This window comes from Peribacillus sp. NPDC096540, assembly GCF_050278525.1.
GTDB lineage: Bacteria > Bacillota > Bacilli > Bacillales > DSM-1321 > Peribacillus.
Map to the genome: position 1 here is coordinate 1 of NZ_JBNNTG010000026.1, position 17,343 is coordinate 17,343.

Sequence of the window (17,343 nt, forward strand, 5' to 3'; positions counted from 1 at the left end):
AAACGAATCAGGGAAATGACCTCGAGAAAATTACCGATACCCATGAAACTCCGAATAAATAAGTTAAAGCAATACCTTAGAGGTTGGATGGGGTATTTCGCCCTCATTGATACTCCGAACGTATTGAAGAATTTAGATTCATGGATTCGAAAAAGACTCAGATGTGCCTATAAAAACAATGGAAATTGCCAAGAACGAGAGTGAGGAAACTTAAGGGATTAGGCGTCCCATTTGGAAAAGTATATGAATGGGGAAATAGCAGAAAGGGTTATTGGCGCATAGCGCATAGTCCTATTCTAGATAAAACCCTTAATAATGTTTATTGGCACCAACCAAGGGTTAGTAAATCTATATGAACGATATACAAAACTACGTCAGACTTAAACTGAACCGCCGTATACCGAACGGTACGTACGGTGGTGTGAGAGGTCGGAGGCTAGGCGCCTCCTCCTACTCGATTTATTATCCAGCTACATTTTCAGTAAACTGACTATTGTAAAGATCTGCGTAGAAACCATTTACCTCTAATAGTTCTGAATGCGTTCCTTGCTCAATCACCTTTCCTTGATCCATAACCAGAATCAAATCTGCATCCTTAATGGTTGAGAGACGATGGGCAATTACAAAACTAGTCCGTCCTTGCATCAGTCGGTTCATCGCCTTTTGGATAAAGACTTCGGTCCGAGTGTCCACACTCGACGTCGCTTCATCCAATATCATGATTGGTGGATCTGCAAGGACAGCACGTGCGATTGTCAAAAGCTGCTTTTGTCCTTGTGAGATGTTCGAGGCTTCTTCGTTTAAGACTGTATCATAACCATCTGGTAGTGTTCGAATGAAGTGGTCGGCATGTGCCGTACGAGCAGCTGCGAAAATTTCTTCATCTGTTGCTCCATTTTTTCCATAAGCGATATTGTCTTTAATCGTACCATTAAAGAGCCACGTGTCTTGAAGCACCATCCCAAAGTTCTTTCGAAGGTCATTCCGAGACATATTCCGTGTATCAAGACCATCAATCTTTATCTTTCCGCCATTGAGTTCATAAAATCTCATCAAGAGATTTATCATTGTCGTTTTTCCAGCACCAGTCGGTCCAACAATTGCGACCGTCTGTCCAGACAAGACATCAATGTTCATATCTTTAATTAATAAGTCTTCTCCATATCCAAAGTCTACATGTTCAAAAGTTACAGCGCCATTTGCTCTCTTTATACTAGTTGTCGTTTTTTCTTTCATTTCCTCTTCTTCATCGAGTAGCTCAAAGACACGCTCAGCTGCTGCAACCGTCGACTGAATAATGTTTGCGATGTTAGCTGTTTGTGTGATAGGCTGGGTGAACTGTTTTGAATATGTGATAAATGCTTGAATATCACCAATTGAGATCGAACGTTGCGTTACCAATATCCCACCGACAACACTAATAAGGACATAGCTCAAATTTCCGATAAAGAACATCATGGGCATGATGATACCAGATATAAACTGTGCTTTGCTTCCCGCTTTATACAATTCTTCATTAACCATATCAAACTGGGCGCTAGCCTTTTTTTCATGTCCGAATGCTTTTACGACTTGATGACCAGTATACATTTCTTCAATGTGCCCATTTAATTGTCCGAGTGTACGTTGTTGATTAGCAAAATGTTTTTGGGATCTTTTTAAAATGGGCCGGATTGCAAATATTGACAAAGGTAAGCTGACAATCGAGATTAATGTCAATAACGGGCTAATCGAAAGCATCATAATGATAATCCCTAAGATAGTTACAATTGATGTGATGAACTGCGTTAAGCTTTGTTGAAGGGTGCTCCCGATTGTATCAATGTCATTTGTCATTCGGCTTAGCGTTTCTCCGTTTGGACGTCCTTCAAAATATTTGAGAGGAAGTTTTTCAAGCTTTTTATTAACATCTTCCCGAAGATCATATACTGTATCTTGTGCAACACTAGACATAATGTATTGTTGTACATAGTTGAAAAGGCTGCTTAAGACATACAGTCCAGCAAGTAATAGAAGAATCTGGCCAATTTTATCAAAATTAATAGCTGCTCCTGGAATTCCTTGAAATTTCCCGTAAGCTCCTTCGAATAATTCCGTAATCGCCGTTCCCATGATTTTTGGTCCGACAATCATGAAAATCGTACTCATGATTGCAGCGAAGAACACGGCAATCAATTTGTTGCGCCGCGGTTTTAAATAGGCTAAGAGACGTCTTAGTGTTCCTTTAAAATCTTTTGCTTTTTGACCCATCATCATCATGTTTCCGCCACCAGGACCATGCCCCATCTGACCTCCGCTTTGAGGTTTTTTTTGATTACTCATGCAATTTCCTCCTCTGAGAGCTGTGATAAGGCGATTTCACGGTATACGTCGTTTGTGCTAAGCAACTCTTGGTGTGTACCCATACCTACAATGTGTCCTTCGTCTAACACGATGATTCGGTCAGCGTCTACGACTGTACTAACACGCTGTGCAACAAGTAACACCGTCGCATTTTTTGTTTCATCTTTCAGGGCTGCACGAAGGTTGGCATCTGTCTTAAAATCAAGTGCAGAAAAACTATCATCGAATATATAAATATCTGGTTTTCGAATAAGAGCTCGCGCAATCGAAAGTCGTTGTTTTTGTCCTCCTGATAGGTTTGAGCCGCCTTGTTCGATTTCTGCATGATAACCGTCTTTCATGTTACTAATAAAATCTTCTGCTTGCGCAATACGAGCCGCATGCTCAATTTCATCCTGTGTGGCGGTTTGTTTTCCAAAGCGAATGTTTTCAGCAATAGTACCCGTAAAAAGGATGGCTTTTTGTGGCACAAAGCCAATTTTTGAACGAACTTCATCTTGTGATGCCTTACGAATATCAACACCATTGACGCGAATAGCTCCACTTGAAATATCATAAAAGCGAGGGATTAAATTGACGAGCGTTGATTTCCCTGAACCTGTTCCACCGATTATTGCAGTGATTTCACCAGGTCTCGCAGAAAAACTAATATCCGATAATGCAGGTTCTTCTGCTCCTGGGTAACTGAACGTCACATGTTCAAATTCCAGTTTACCGTGTTCACGATCTGCCTTTTCTGTTCCTTCATCTAGGAATGACGGTTTCATGTCAAGGACTTCGTTTATCCGCGTTGCTGACACAGCAGCACGTGGAACCATAACGAACATCATGGAAGCCATAACAAGTGCGAACATAATTTGCATCACATATTGGATAAAGGCCATTAAGTCCCCGATCTGCATACCGCCGTTATCAATTCGAACTCCACCAAACCAAATGATACCAACAACCGTCAAGTTCATGACAAGCATCATTATAGGCATCATAAACGCCATAACTTTATTTACTTTAATCGAGACATCTGTCAATTCTTTATTCGCTTTCTTAAGACGTTCCTTCTCTTGGGTTTCACGATTAAAGGCACGAATGACGCGAATCCCAGTTAAATTTTCTCGTAATACAAGATTCAACCGGTCTAATCGTTTTTGCACCGTTTGAAAAAGAGGCACACCTTTATATAGAATAAGCAGGATTGAACCAATCAACAGAGGCATGGCGACGACAATAACAAGGGATAATTTGGCATCCTTCGAAACGGCCATAATCACTCCACCGACTAGCATAATAGGTGCACTGATAACCATACGAAGCATCATAATAACCACTTGCTGGACTTGTGTTATATCATTGGTCGTCCGTGTAATTAGTGACGCGGTACCGATTTCGTCAAATTCTTGTAACGAAAATTTTTCAACATGATTAAAGACTTTCAGGCGGACATCGCGTCCCATTCCCATTGCTGCTTTTGACGAATAGTAGCTTGCGATAATAGAAGCACAAGCGCCAAGAGCTGAAACTAACAGCATTATACCACCAATTTTCCAAATGTAGGATGTGTCTCCAGGAACGACACCTTTGTCAATAATATCGGCCATTAGTGTAGGTAAAAAGAGGTCCGACATTGATTGAACAAAGACTAGACCGAAAACTGCCAAAATAATCCACTTATAAACGGATAAATTTTTCAGTATTTTTATCATTTTGTACACTCTCCTTGTTCTGTTGCTTGTGCTTCTAAATAGTTTGTAATTTGAAGATGCGTTTCAAGCAACTCTTCAAACTGTTCTTCAGTAAGCAATTCAATGACCGTTTGAAAGATTTGGTGAATACTGCCTTCATGCATATGAACCGTTTTTAACAAATTTTTTCCCTTTTCGGTGATTGACAACTGGATTTCACGCCGGTTGCCCTCCACATGCTCACGATGGAGCATGCCTGCTCGAACGAGACCATCAACAGATTGGCTCAGTGTGCTTTTTGGAAGAAATGTTTTCTCCCCAACGTTTTTTTGCGTCATCTCTTTGTGAAGGATAATGGTCATCAAAATAGAATATTGTGGAACTGATAATCCATTTTCTACTGCTGTTTTTTGAACGAATCGCATAATATTTTTCTGCACGTTCCCAAATGAACGTAATAGTTGTACTGAACGCATAAATTCTTGATTTTCACTCTCCACTCAACATCACCATTCTTCCTCTTCTGAACTGTTCCATAACGAACAGTTCATTTTATGAATTATTTAAATTTACATCTATTTTTCCGCTTAGTCAAGAAAAAACAATTGCATCATTTCAGTGTGTATCTTGCCCTTAGTGCTAACATAAAAAGCAAGTTTTAAACTTCAGTCAAGGTCTAAATTCTTTTAACAAAGAAGGTAAGGGATTTCTCTAGTAACTCGATTAATCGTTTAGGTATAGAAACAACTAGTTCAATAAGGATACAGCTTGGCACAATTTTGTTTTACAATATTAAACTACGTAATTAAGTGAATTTTTTTATAGTATATAGAGCTCTCTATTGACCAAAGTCCGTTTGCTACCCTAGAAAGTGTTATGAAAGTGGAGAAGACTAGTGATAAAGCAATGCTTTTAACGATGCCTTATGGATTGTTTGTGATTTGCTCTTAATTCAAATAGACAAGAAAATAATCTGGTTAACAAAGTGGAATTAGTTGAAAATATGAGATAAAAAGTGTTAGGATAATATTGCATTAAGTTAGTACCAGGTAATAATACTAGATGATAACGTAAATGAGAATGTAATGGTGTTAAATGGAAGATTTATTACATAATAGAGATTTTTCATCCATGGAGGATAGATAACCAAATTTTGTCGAGACAGACAAACAAACAGTTAAAAAGAAAGTATTGTGATTTATGATACAGCGCTCCGTATTGCATTTAAGGGTGCCAGTATGAGGACTAACATTCGGTTTTAAAAGAAAAAAGTTTTAATTATTAGGAGGGATGATGACGTATGGTTGAAAACCGTCATCTACAGGCAGGTCTCAGTGATGATAAAGTGCTTGGGATGTATAAAGTGATGTTGTTAGCAAGGCGGATAGATGAGCGGATGTGGTTGTTAAACCGATCTGGGAAAATCCCATTTGTTGTTTCTTGTCAAGGACAAGAAGCCGCTCAAGTAGGGGCTGCGTTTGCATTAAATCGTGAAAAGGATTATGTCCTTCCCTATTATAGGGATCTTGGAGTAGTGCTTGCGTTTGGGATGACTGCTAAGGATTTAATGTTATCCAGTTTTGCAAAAGCAGAAGATCCTAATTCAGGGGGTCGTCAAATGCCCGGTCATTTCGGGCAAAAAAAGAATCGTATCGTGACTGGTTCCTCGCCTGTTACCACTCAAGTACCACATGCTGTTGGAATTGCACTAGCTGCAAAAATGGAAGGGAAAGATATCGTTTCATTTGTTACTTTTGGAGAAGGTTCATCCAATCAAGGAGACTTTCATGAAGGAGCAAATTTTGCTGGCGTTCATAAACTCCCGGTTATCTTGATGTGCGAGAATAATCAATATGCCATTTCCATTCCGATTGAAAAACAGTTAGCGTGTAAAAAAGTATCAGATAGGGCCATTGGTTATGGCATGCCAGGAGTAACGGTTGACGGAAATGATCCGATTGAAGTTTACCAGGTTGTAAAAGAAGCCGCGGAAAGAGGCAGGCGCGGTGAGGGGCCAAGCTTAATAGAAACGGTTTCATACAGGTTAACACCCCACTCGAGCGATGATGATGACAGTATGTATCGGTCATCTGATGAAGTGGCAGAAGCAAAAAAAATAGATTCGATTATTACATTTGGTGCCTATTTAAAAGCAACAGGGGTCCTAGATGATCAACTTGAGAAACAAATTAATGACGAGATAATGGACGTTGTGAACGAAGCGACTGATTATGCAGAAAAAGCTCCATATGCAAATGAAGAAACGCTATCGAAATACGTTTATGCAGATTAGTAAGGAGGAAAGAAGATGGCTGTAATTTCTTATATAGATGCAGTGACAATGGCTATACGTGAAGAAATGGAACGCGATTCCCGTGTATTTGTACTAGGTGAGGATGTAGGAAAAAAAGGCGGCGTTTTTAAAGCAACAACAGGTTTATACGAACAATTCGGAGAACAACGGGTTATTGATACTCCGCTTGCTGAATCAGCCATAGCAGGCGTTGGCATTGGTGCAGCTATGTATGGAATGAGGCCGATTGCAGAAATGCAATTTGCTGATTTTATCATGCCTGCAATCAACCAAATTATTTCGGAGGCTGCAAAAATTCGTTATCGCTCTAATAATGACTGGCAATGTCCAATAGTCATTAGAGCTCCATATGGCGGCGGAGTCCATGGGGCGCTATATCATTCACAATCCGTAGAAGCTATATTTGCCAATCAACCAGGGCTGAAAATTGTCATGCCATCCACGCCATATGATGTGAAAGGGTTATTGAAAGCAGCTATTCGCGATGAAGACCCAGTTCTTTTCTTTGAGCATAAACGTGCATATCGCCTAATTAAAGAAGAAGTACCGACAGATGATTATGTATTACCTATTGGCAAAGCAGATGTAAAGCGTTACGGGGAGGACGTTACAGTTATTACTTACGGCCTTTGTGTTCATTTTGCGCTTCAGGCAGCTGAAAAATTGGCCAGTGATGGGATATCTGTTTATATACTTGATTTACGAACAATTTATCCATTAGATCAAGAAGCCATTATTGAAGCAGCATGCAAAACTGGAAAAGTTCTATTAATTACAGAAGATAATAAAGAAGGAAGCATTATTAGTGAAGTGTCAGCCATTATTGCAGAAAACTGTCTTTTTGATCTGGATGCACCAATAATGAGACTCGCCGGCCCGGATGTTCCAGCCATGCCATATTCTCCGCCATTGGAAAAATCTTTTATGGTGAATCCTGAAAAAGTGGAAAAGGCACTGAGGGACCTTGTTGCCTATTGAATGAACCTTAAAATAGAACAAACAAAGCATCCTCCATCTGGGGGATGCTTTGTTTGTTCCCGTGATTGATCATGCCGATGAAAAACCAATTAAGGAAATCGCCAAGGATGTCCGTGAACTTGACCAAAAAGTACGCATGAATAAAAAATCATTGAAACGGCATTTGATTTTACTCGAATCTTATACGTTGAAGCAAGTCGGCAAAATAAACTATACCAGTATTTATTGAAGACTAGACTACAGGCTACAGAGATTCGTATAGACCAAGCACTTGAAGAGTATTGTAAAGGAAATGGAAAAGGTGAATTTTATATTAGTTCACATAATACGGATTATAATCATTAAGGCCTTTAATAGTGTTTATATTGGGGTTGAATCTTAAAAATGAACTTAAGTCTAGCAACTATAATAAGGTTGCCAGGCTTTTTTTTCGATAAATAAAGTCAACTATAGAAGCGTGAAAAACTAATCCGTTTGATTACGCTAGGGAGGGCACATAATATCTCCCCCGATTTCTTTTATTCAGTTGTGATTTTTGATGAATTTTCACTTCGTAAATATATATTGATCGAAATGCGTGGTATTATATGGTAAAGGATTCTAGGTAAAGGAGCTTAAGATGAATACTGGACAATTCTCCAATAATAAACTATTAGATATAGTGTTTGAAAGTACATATTATGGAATTGTAATTGTCGATAGTAATGGGAAAATTCAATACATTAGCAATAAATATTGTGAATTTTTAAATGTTGAACGCGACAGAGTGATTGGTGAACATGTGACGAATATAATTGAAAATACAAGGCTACACCTTGTAGTGCAAATAGGTAAATCGGAAATCGCTGATATACATTTTCTTCGTGGTGATTTTGTTATCGCCAATCGCATTCCTATAATCGAAAATAATGAAATAATTGGTGCAATCGGGACAATAATGTTTCGTGATCTTGATGACTGGAATAAAATGAATAGTCACATTAAGGAGATACTGACAAAACATAATTTTTACAGAAATGAAATAGATGTTACAAATGGAGTAAAGTATTCCTTACACAACTTAATTGGAACTTCTCAAGAAATACAACAGTTAAAAGAACGTGTGAAAAGGTTGGCTAGAGGTGATATCTCTGTACTAATTAGAGGAGAAAGCGGTACAGGCAAGGAAATAATAGCACATAGCATTCATCAGTTAAGTGGAAGAAGCGACAAACCGCTTGTGAAAATAAATTGTAGTTCAATTCCGGAACACTTGTTAGAATCTGAACTTTTCGGTTATGAAGAAGGTGCCTTTACAGGGGCAAAAAAGGGAGGTAAAATAGGAAAGTTTCAATTTGCTGATGGTGGAACGGTTTTCCTTGACGAAATTGGTGATATGCCTCAGCAAATGCAAGTCAAGTTATTAAGGGTCCTTCAGGAGAAAGAGTTTGAGCCTGTAGGTTCGCTTTACCCAAAAAAACTAAATGTTCGAGTGATTGCTGCAACAAATCGCCCTTTAGAAAAATTGGTTGAAGAAAAGCTATTTCGTGAAGACTTATTTTATAGAATTAATGCTGTCCAATTATTTGTTCCTCCTTTAAGAGATAGAATTGAAGATATCCCTTTACTTGTAGATTATTTTTTTAAAAAAATCACATCTCGAATAGGAAAACGAGTAACCTCCATACACCCTGAGGTGATTTCAATAATAGAGCAATATAACTGGCCAGGGAATATCAGAGAACTAGAGAATGTGATTGATGCAGGTGTTCATCTATCAAATGAAGAGGTAATGGGAAAGGATGCTTTACCTGATTATCTAAAACTTCATAAGGTGAATATGAAAGAATTAAGTTTAAAGGATTGTGTAGAGGAAACAGAAAAGAAGGAAATCGAAAGAGCGTTAAGGAGGTTTAAGTTTGATAAAAAAAGGGTTGCGGAAGCTCTTGGGATAGGGAATTCTACCCTTTACGATAAAATTAGAAAATATCAGATTTCTGACCAATAAAAATAAATCCGGGATTTCAGAATTCATTCCGAAATCCCGGATTTATTTTTTAATTTCCGTATTAATGTTGATATAGTTCACATTTAAGGTGAAACAAGGCTATAAAATATGAAAATCAATGAATGAAAAATCAACTGATCTTACTTCAGTTGATTTTTTTTAACTTATTTTCCGAATAATCGGAAAATAAGTTATTGGGTTTTCCTCGATTATTAAGGACAGTAAGTCAGTAAGGATTTTTTCCGTTTTGGAATGAATCTTGCATTCAAAATTAGAAGAAAGGAGGAAAGAAAACGATAAAGACGAGGGGGCAATTTAATAGCATGTAAGGGGGCCTCGTTTAGAAATTTTGAGAATTGATTTGAACATTATTGAATTTAGCGGCCTAAATTTTGTCTGTTATTTTTAAATTGAAAAGGAGGAATTTCATTGGATATCGGTTTTATCACAAGAAAAATGGCGAATGATTTAAATAATATAAATCCTAGAAAAATAGCAATAAAAGAAGAAGTAGGAAAGTCGATGACGTACATGGATCTCCACCTTATATCAAATGCGTATGCAAACAAGCTTTACGAAATTGGAGTGCGAAAAGGGGATCGTGTCGGTATTTTACTTTACAACTGTCTCGAATATTTTAGTCTATATTTTGCCATTGCGAAAATCGGTGCGATTGCAGTTCGACTTAATTTTAGGCTTTCAAGTGCTGAGCTTGAGTATGCATTAAATGATTCACAGACAAAAATATTGTGCTTCCATTCTAACTTAGCCAATCAGCTGGAATCAGTTTGTAATCATGTTTCTGTTGAGCGTTATTTTTGTCTTCCTCATAGAAATGCCTCAACCCCAGGTTGGTCTGAGTCATGGAGTGTTTTAGAAAGTGGTTCGGTAGATGAGGTCAAAGTCGATAACATTAAATTAAACGATCCAGTCATGCTTATGTACACATCAGGAACAACGGGAAGACCTAAAGGTGCGATTTGGACTCATGATACAACTTTCTGGTTTTCCACGATACAAGCACTGAAATGGAAATTTACAGGGCGAGAAGTTGCGATGACGACAGGACCACTATACCATGTTGGAGCGATGGAAGATATCGCACTTCCCACGCTACTGATGGGTGGAAGGGTAATAATTACAAAAAGCCAAGAATTCGAGATTGAAAGAATTCTTTCCGTTATTGAAGAGGAAAATGTGACCGATTCTTTTTTATTTCCTTTCATGATTTATGAAATGCTAAATTTGCCTGAAAATGAAAAATATCAGCTAAAATCTTTAAAAACTATTTATACAGGTGGTGACCCGCTAATGCCATGGGCACTAGAACAATTAAAAAAGAGGTTTCCTCAAATTGGAGTTGTACAAGTTTATGGGTTAACTGAAGGACAACCAATTGCGGCTTCGCTTGAACCTCAGGATGCTTTTACAAAAGGCCATACCGTTGGAAAGCCAATGCCACTTACAGAAATTAATATTATCGATGAGGATGGAACGCCTTTGCCTGTTGGTGAAATTGGTGAAATCGCTATTAAAAGTCCAGCGGTTTCTGAGGGTTATTGGAGGAAACCTGATGCCACAATGGAAACATTTGTGAATGGGTGGTGTAAAACAGGAGACATGGGAAAATTCGATCATGATGGGTATCTATCAATTGCAGGCAGAAAAAAAGATATGATTCGAAGCGGTGGTGAAAACATTTACTCAGCGGAAATTGAAGATGTCTTATACCGCCATGAGGAAGTGAAGGAAGTTTCTATAATTGGTATACCTGATCCGAAATACATTGAGGCTGTATGTGCTGTTATTGTTAAAAAAGAAGGAGCCAAACTTACGGAGGAAGATGTCGTTAATTACTGTAAGGAACATCTTGCTAGCTACAAAAAACCTAGAAAGGTCACATTTGTTGATGAAATACCACGTACCCCATCCGGTAAGGTTCAAAAGTTTATTCTCCGAAAACAGTTTAGTGGTATGGAATAAATAAGGAATTTCTGAAAGGTTAAAAAAGGTACTATAAAAAGGTTTTGTGAATACATTATTTCACTTTGTTTTAAAAATGCACATAACCACAAAGGATTCTATCATAGGGTTTATCCACTGATGTACGTTTTTCAACAATGCCAGAGCATCTGGAACCCACAAGTACACTTTAGGTTGAGGAGGAAAACCGATGAAGAATAAGGATCAAGTTGTTTCATGGTCAAAACAGAGTAATATTGCAACGATTATTATTGATAATCCACCTGTTAATGTATTAAGCGCAGATGTTATAGAACAATTGAATATAGCGGTAGATGAAATTGAAAGCGATTACAATATTAAGGTCATTATCCTTACCGGTGAAGGCGAAAGAGCTTTTGTTGCTGGAGGGGATATTAAAGAATTTCCAGCATGGATTGGAAAAGGAGTGGAAGAAGGAAAGGGGAAATCACTTTGGCTTCAGGAACCACTTAATAAAATTGAACGTTTATCTCGACCAACTATAGCTGCACTCAACGGATTAGCATTAGGTGGAGGATGTGAACTTGCCTTATGTTGTGATATACGAATTGCGGAGGAACAAATTAGGATTGGGCTTCCTGAAATTAAATTGGGGTTGTTTCCAGGTGCAGGAGGAACTCAAAGACTTCCTAGACTGATAGGTAAAGCCAAAGCAAAAGAAATGATCTTTATTGGAGAGCCTCTGAATGCAGAAGAGGCCAAACAAATAGGGCTTGTTAATCATGTTGTGCCAAAGGGGGAATCTTTAGAAAAAGCAATGGAAATTGCAAAATGTATTTGCAATTATTCTTTACAATCTTTAACTTTTGCAAAGCATTCTATTGATTATGGTTATGAACAAACACTTGAAGATGGGCTCGTGATTGAAGCTGAAAATTTTGGTCATGTTTTTCAGACTAAGGACGTTAAGGAAGGCGTTGAGGCCTTTATTAATAAAAGAGAGCCAAATTTCGTTGATCAGTAATCCCTCATGAAAATAAAGTTATTTAAAAGAAACAATGGATTCATTCGGGAAATTATTTAGAGTTTTTTACTATATGTGCACAAGAAAAGTGAACTATAATGCCGAAGAAGCTTTGGGGCAATGCAATCAAAACAGCACAAATGATAACTTATTATACTTAGAGAAAAAGGGGGAAATCAATATGGATGTAATGATTATTATTATTTCACTAGGATTACTTATGTTTCTAGCATATCGAGGATTTTCTGTTATACTTTTTGCACCATTGTGCGCTTTGTTTGCTGTATTTTTAACGGATCCTGGACATGTTTTACCTTTCTTCTCTAATATATTTATGGTTAAGTTGGTTGAATTTGTTAAATTATATTTCCCGGTTTTTCTACTAGGTGCTATTTTTGGGAAAATGGTTGAAATAAGCGGTGTTGCAAAGAGCATAGCTAAAATTATTGTCCGTTTTATCGGGGCTAAACAAGCCATTCTAGCCATTGTAATAATGGGAGCAATCCTGACTTATAGCGGAGTTAGTTTGTTTGTTGCAGTGTTTGCCATCTATCCATTTGCTGCTCAGCTGTTTCGCGAGGCTAATATCCCAAAGCGTTTAATTCCTGCGACAATTGCAGTTAGTGCTTTTACCTTTTCCATGGATTCACTTCCAGGGTCTCCGCAAATTCAGAATGTCATTCCAACGGGATTCTTTAGAACTAATATCTATGCTGCACCGACATTAGGAATTATTGGGGCAATATTTATCATTTCCTTGAGCCTTCTATACTTAAATCATTGTCGACATAAGGCAGCTAGAAACGGTGAAGGGTATTTTGGAATTGGAGATAAAGCTATTGATAGGGAAGCTGCTGAAGCAGAAATGGCAGCTAGTTCTGCTATATCGGTGGAAACGACTAATAAGTTGGGAAGGGATTCTGAAAAAGCTATAAGTAGAAAAGACTGGCTTGCTTTTATTCCGTTGGTGTTAGTCGGAGTGGTGAATAAGTTTTTTACTGAGTCTTTTCCTCTTTGGTATGCCAAAGGATTTGATTTTGCTACTATTGGGTTAAAAGATTATGGAAATGTTGATATGTCTAAAGTTATTGGTGTCTGGTCTGTAGAGATGGCTCTTATTCTCGGGATAATAGCAATCGTCTTAATAAACTTTAAAGCTGTAAAATTAAATTTCAAATCGAGTATTAATATAGGCATTAGTGGAGCATTGCTTGCAACCATGAATACGGCAACCGAATATGGTTTTGGGGGTGTGATTGCAGCTTTACCCGGCTTTACTGTGGTACAAGATTATCTAACTGGAATGTTTTCGAATCCTTTAATTAATGGGGCGATCATGACAAATGTTTTGTGCGGCATTACTGGTTCGGGATCTGGTGGGATGAGTATTACGTTGAGTTTAATGGCGGATACGTATATACAAACTGCTGCTCATTTTGACATTCCGTTGGAAGTTTTACATCGTGTCATTGCTATGTCAGCAGGTGGATTTGATACTTTGCCACATAACGGAGCTATAATAACTCTTCTAGCTGTTACGGGACTCACACATCGCCAGGCATATAAAGACATTTTTGTTATTACCATTATAAAGACACTTGCTGTATTCTTTGTAATTGGTATATTCACCTTGTTTGCCATCGTTTAAATATTTGCCGTTGTGAATAGGAAAATACATTTCGATTTCTAGCTTTAAACGCTATTTACATGGAATAATACGTCTTCTATATGAAAATATTTGTGTTGATTTTAAGAACTATCACTAAATTATATAGTCTATAGTATTTGATATCTGAATTTTCCGCCTATTGATTTAATCCCAAATAAAAGGAGAATGAAATAATGTTTAATAAATATTTCCATCAATATGAAATCGGTGAAACGTGGGTGTCGAAAGGACGTACTATAACCGAGGCAGATCTAGTAATGTTTTCTGCATTTAGCGGTGACTGGTTTCCCCTCCATACTGATAAGGAGTATGCAGCAAATACACAATTTAAGCAACGGATAGCCCACGGAATGCTTATACTTTCGGCTGCAACCGGCTTATTTCATTTTGAACCAGGAATCGTCGTTGCATTTTATGGCTTGGAGAAAGTTCGATTTATAAATCCTTCCTTTATCGGGGACACGATACATGTAGAATTAAAGGTGATTGACCTTTTTGAAAAGGGCTATCAAGGTGTTGTAACAGTCATCCAAGAAATAAAGAGACAAAACGAAGAAACTGTAGCCATAGCCAATATGAAAATAATGGTCAATTCTGATGCCGATGTAAAAATATAGTAATCATTTGATTTATTAGGCGACAAACTTAAAAATATTTGAGCAGGTAAAACGAGTTTTGGACTATTTTCACTATCATTAGTCTAGTCTATCGAATTAGCTTATGAGTATAAGAGGAAATTCGAAGTAAAAGTATTACCCCAAAACTTGGCACAGAATTTAAACGGGCGGTAGGAGGAAGAACTGATTATTTTCGCAGGAGTTTATCTTTCTTCTAAGAAGTCAAAAGAAAATGATGGTACAAACTCTTCATCCGGAAAACAAGGGGAATTGCGTCACGTAAAATAAAAAAACAAAACGAAATAGCCCTCACGTAAAGGATTTGTTTTTTCCTGGGGGCTTTCGTATTGAAACACATTTAATTCTGATTCAATTTTGCCAAAGAAGTGATTGATCGTCTTTACCGCGACTTATAGCTATAGCAGTAACCCATATTCAAATATGGCATTTGCTTAAAATGGATATTCTGTTTCCATAATTCTTTCGGAGAATATTTAGAATCAATTTCTCCTATTATAGAAATGAAAATGGACAAGGGTGTTTTTTTGCCTTAAACTATTTTGAAGTTAAGATATATTAACTTGAGGTAATGTTGTTGACAGCAAATGTTATCCATGATAAATTATCTTTAAATAGAGATATATTAATTCAAGATAATTTAACTGGAGATAAAACTCTAAACACAATATCACCTGAATAGACAATCGACCTTAAAGGGAAAATGTAGTAACCGATTACGAATGAGTGAATCAGTCTAAAAGCAGTAGTACCCAATTAGCCAAATTGTCGATTTTGATAGGAGGAATATAAATGAATGAATTAAAAGGAATCCACCACGTAACAGCCATTACAAGTAGTGCAGAAAAGAATTATGAATTTTTCACTTATATATTAGGTATGCGTTTAGTCAAAAAAACGGTTAACCAAGATGATATTCAAACATATCACCTGTTTTTTGCAGATGATGTTGGTGGTCCAGGTACAGATATGACTTTTTTCGACTTCCCTGGTATTCCAAAAGGAGTACATGGCACTAATGAAATTTCAAAAACATCTTTCCGTGTACCAAATGATGAAGCATTAGAGTATTGGGTTAAACGTTTTGATCGTCTAGAGGTTAAAAATACCGGAATTCAAGAACAATTTGGTAAAAAGGTCATTTCATTTGTTGATTTTGATGACCAGAAATATCAACTGATTTCAGATGAAAACAATGAAGGCGTTGCTGCCGGTATACCATGGCAAAAAGGACCAATTCCTTTAGAATATGCTATTACAGGATTAGGCCCCATTTTTATTCGGATCGCCAACTTTGATTATTTTAAAGAAATGTTGGAAAAAGTATTATTATTTAAAGAAATAGGTAAAGAAGGATCATTTCATTTATTTGAAGTTGGAGAAGGTGGAAATGGTGCTCAAGTAATTGTAGAGCATAATGCGATTCTTCCTCAAGCGCGGCAAGGTTTTGGTACTGTTCACCATACTGCATTCCGTGTTGAAGATCGTTCTGTTTTAGAAGAATGGATTAAAAGAATGGAAAGCTTCCAATTTCAAACGTCTGGTTATGTAGACCGTCACTTTTTTGAGTCGCTTTACGTAAGAGTGGCACCGCAAATTTTATTCGAATTTGCAACAGATGGCCCTGGCTTTATGGGAGATGAGCCATACGAAGCGCTAGGAGAAAAATTATCTTTACCACCGTTCTTAGAACCAAAACGTGAACAAATCGAAAAATTAGTTCGTCCAATTGATACAGTAAGAAGTACAAAGGAATTCATTAAAGAATAATTGATGTAAATTACATCTTTAAACGAATTATATGTTAGTTTGTGCCTAATACTAAAACATGTAGAAATAATATGAAAAGAATGATTCAAGATACATTTAAAAAATAGTTCAGGAGGAATGAGTTATGACTAAAGATTTTTATACAGCTATTAAAGAAAGACGTTCAATTTATGGAATAAATAATGAGGTAAAAGTATCAGATGAAAAGATTAAAGAGATTGTTGAATTTGCTGTAAAACATACCCCATCGGCATTTAATTCTCAATCTTCCCGTCTTGTTGTGTTAACTGGTGAAGCACATAATAAATTATGGGATATTACGACTGAAACGTTAAGAAAAGTGGTTGGAGGGGGAGATTTTACAGGTACTCAACAAAAAATGGATTCCTTTAAATCTGGTTACGGAACAATATTATTCTTGGAAGATGAATCTGTTGTGAAATCGCTTCAAGAACAATTTGCAACTTATGCTGATAACTTCCCAATCTGGTCACAACACACCTCAGGTATGCATCAACTTGTTGTTTGGACAGCACTGGAAGCAGAAGGATTAGGAGCAACTTTGCAGCATTATAATCCAATAATTGATGATGAAGTGAAAAAAGAATGGAGTATACCAAATAATTGGAAGCTTATTGCGCAAATGCCATTTGGTAATCCAACAGCTCCAGCGGGAGAAAAAGAATTCCAACCACTTGAAGACCGTATTAAATTTTATAAATAAAGTGGACTAGTAAGAAAAATTTTGTTGAGAGCCAATTCTAAATTGGCTCTCATACTGTAGACAAACTCGATAAATAATTGAGTTTGTCTACAGTTTTTTTGAGGAATTATAAAATATGAACGTTGATTGGAACGTAGGGCACTCGCTTTCCGCGGGCGGTCCGGGAGCCTCCTCGGCGCCCTTTGCGCCTGTGGGATCTCCCTTTGACGCGCTTTTCCCGCAGGAGTCTCGCACCTTTCCGTTACAAACAACTTTGTTTTAACATTTAGATAGAAC

At 37.3% G+C, this 17,343-nt stretch carries 12 protein-coding genes and 2 pseudogenes; 11 read left to right on the forward strand and 3 right to left on the reverse strand.

The annotated features are described in order from the left end of the window. Positions 1–384, forward strand: a pseudogene (locus ACQKMR_RS19825) (group II intron maturase-specific domain-containing protein); the annotation flags it as partial. Positions 385–462: 78 nt separating this feature from the next. On the opposite strand, the gene ACQKMR_RS19830 reads toward ACQKMR_RS19825, so the two are convergent. Genes ACQKMR_RS19830 through ACQKMR_RS19840 form a run of 3 tightly spaced genes read right to left on the reverse strand, consistent with a single transcriptional unit; the run spans position 463 to position 4,522 of the window. Then, complete coding sequence (locus ACQKMR_RS19830; RefSeq protein ID WP_427698852.1) at positions 463–2,322, reverse strand: ABC transporter ATP-binding protein; 1,860 nt, start codon at positions 2,320–2,322, stop codon at positions 463–465. After that, positions 2,319–4,043 carry an ABC transporter ATP-binding protein gene (locus ACQKMR_RS19835; protein ID WP_427698853.1) on the reverse strand — a complete coding sequence of 575 codons (1,725 nt, stop codon included), beginning with the start codon at positions 4,041–4,043 and terminating at the stop codon, positions 2,319–2,321. The genes ACQKMR_RS19830 and ACQKMR_RS19835 overlap by 4 nt, the downstream gene beginning before the upstream one ends. Continuing rightward, a complete protein-coding gene (locus tag ACQKMR_RS19840) occupies positions 4,040–4,522 on the reverse strand; it encodes a MarR family winged helix-turn-helix transcriptional regulator (RefSeq protein WP_427698854.1) in 483 nt (160 codons plus the stop codon). The genes ACQKMR_RS19835 and ACQKMR_RS19840 overlap by 4 nt, the downstream gene beginning before the upstream one ends. Before the next feature lie 800 nt (positions 4,523–5,322). Between ACQKMR_RS19840 and ACQKMR_RS19845 the strand changes: the two genes are divergently transcribed. The 10 genes and pseudogenes from ACQKMR_RS19845 to ACQKMR_RS19890 all read left to right on the forward strand — a co-directional run bounded on the left by ACQKMR_RS19845 (position 5,323) and on the right by ACQKMR_RS19890 (position 17,067). Next, complete coding sequence (locus ACQKMR_RS19845; RefSeq protein ID WP_427698855.1) at positions 5,323–6,315, forward strand: thiamine pyrophosphate-dependent dehydrogenase E1 component subunit alpha; 993 nt, start codon at positions 5,323–5,325, stop codon at positions 6,313–6,315. A 15-nt stretch (positions 6,316–6,330) separates the two neighbouring features. Beyond that, the gene (locus ACQKMR_RS19850; protein ID WP_427698856.1) at positions 6,331–7,314 is read left to right on the forward strand and encodes an alpha-ketoacid dehydrogenase subunit beta; all 984 of its coding nucleotides are present in this window, start codon (positions 6,331–6,333) and stop codon (positions 7,312–7,314) included. A gap of 43 nt (positions 7,315–7,357) precedes the next feature. Next, positions 7,358–7,459 (forward strand): annotated as a pseudogene (locus tag ACQKMR_RS19855) (2-oxo acid dehydrogenase subunit E2); the annotation flags it as partial. 474 nt (positions 7,460–7,933) lie between these two features. Then, the gene (locus ACQKMR_RS19860; RefSeq protein WP_427698857.1) at positions 7,934–9,301 is read left to right on the forward strand and encodes a sigma-54 interaction domain-containing protein; all 1,368 of its coding nucleotides are present in this window, start codon (positions 7,934–7,936) and stop codon (positions 9,299–9,301) included. 429 nt (positions 9,302–9,730) lie between these two features. Further along, positions 9,731–11,284 carry an acyl-CoA synthetase gene (locus tag ACQKMR_RS19865; RefSeq protein ID WP_427698858.1) on the forward strand — a complete coding sequence of 518 codons (1,554 nt, stop codon included), beginning with the start codon at positions 9,731–9,733 and terminating at the stop codon, positions 11,282–11,284. A gap of 190 nt (positions 11,285–11,474) precedes the next feature. Next, complete coding sequence (locus tag ACQKMR_RS19870) at positions 11,475–12,269, forward strand: enoyl-CoA hydratase/isomerase family protein (protein WP_427698859.1); 795 nt, start codon at positions 11,475–11,477, stop codon at positions 12,267–12,269. A gap of 181 nt (positions 12,270–12,450) precedes the next feature. Then, positions 12,451–13,917 carry a GntP family permease gene (locus ACQKMR_RS19875; protein ID WP_427698860.1) on the forward strand — a complete coding sequence of 489 codons (1,467 nt, stop codon included), beginning with the start codon at positions 12,451–12,453 and terminating at the stop codon, positions 13,915–13,917. A gap of 194 nt (positions 13,918–14,111) precedes the next feature. Next, complete coding sequence (locus ACQKMR_RS19880; RefSeq protein WP_427698861.1) at positions 14,112–14,555, forward strand: MaoC/PaaZ C-terminal domain-containing protein; 444 nt, start codon at positions 14,112–14,114, stop codon at positions 14,553–14,555. A gap of 810 nt (positions 14,556–15,365) precedes the next feature. Further along, positions 15,366–16,343 carry a ring-cleaving dioxygenase gene (locus ACQKMR_RS19885; protein ID WP_427698862.1) on the forward strand — a complete coding sequence of 326 codons (978 nt, stop codon included), beginning with the start codon at positions 15,366–15,368 and terminating at the stop codon, positions 16,341–16,343. Positions 16,344–16,467: 124 nt separating this feature from the next. Next, complete coding sequence (locus ACQKMR_RS19890) at positions 16,468–17,067, forward strand: nitroreductase family protein (RefSeq protein WP_427698863.1); 600 nt, start codon at positions 16,468–16,470, stop codon at positions 17,065–17,067. Positions 17,068–17,343: the final 276 nt, after the last annotated feature.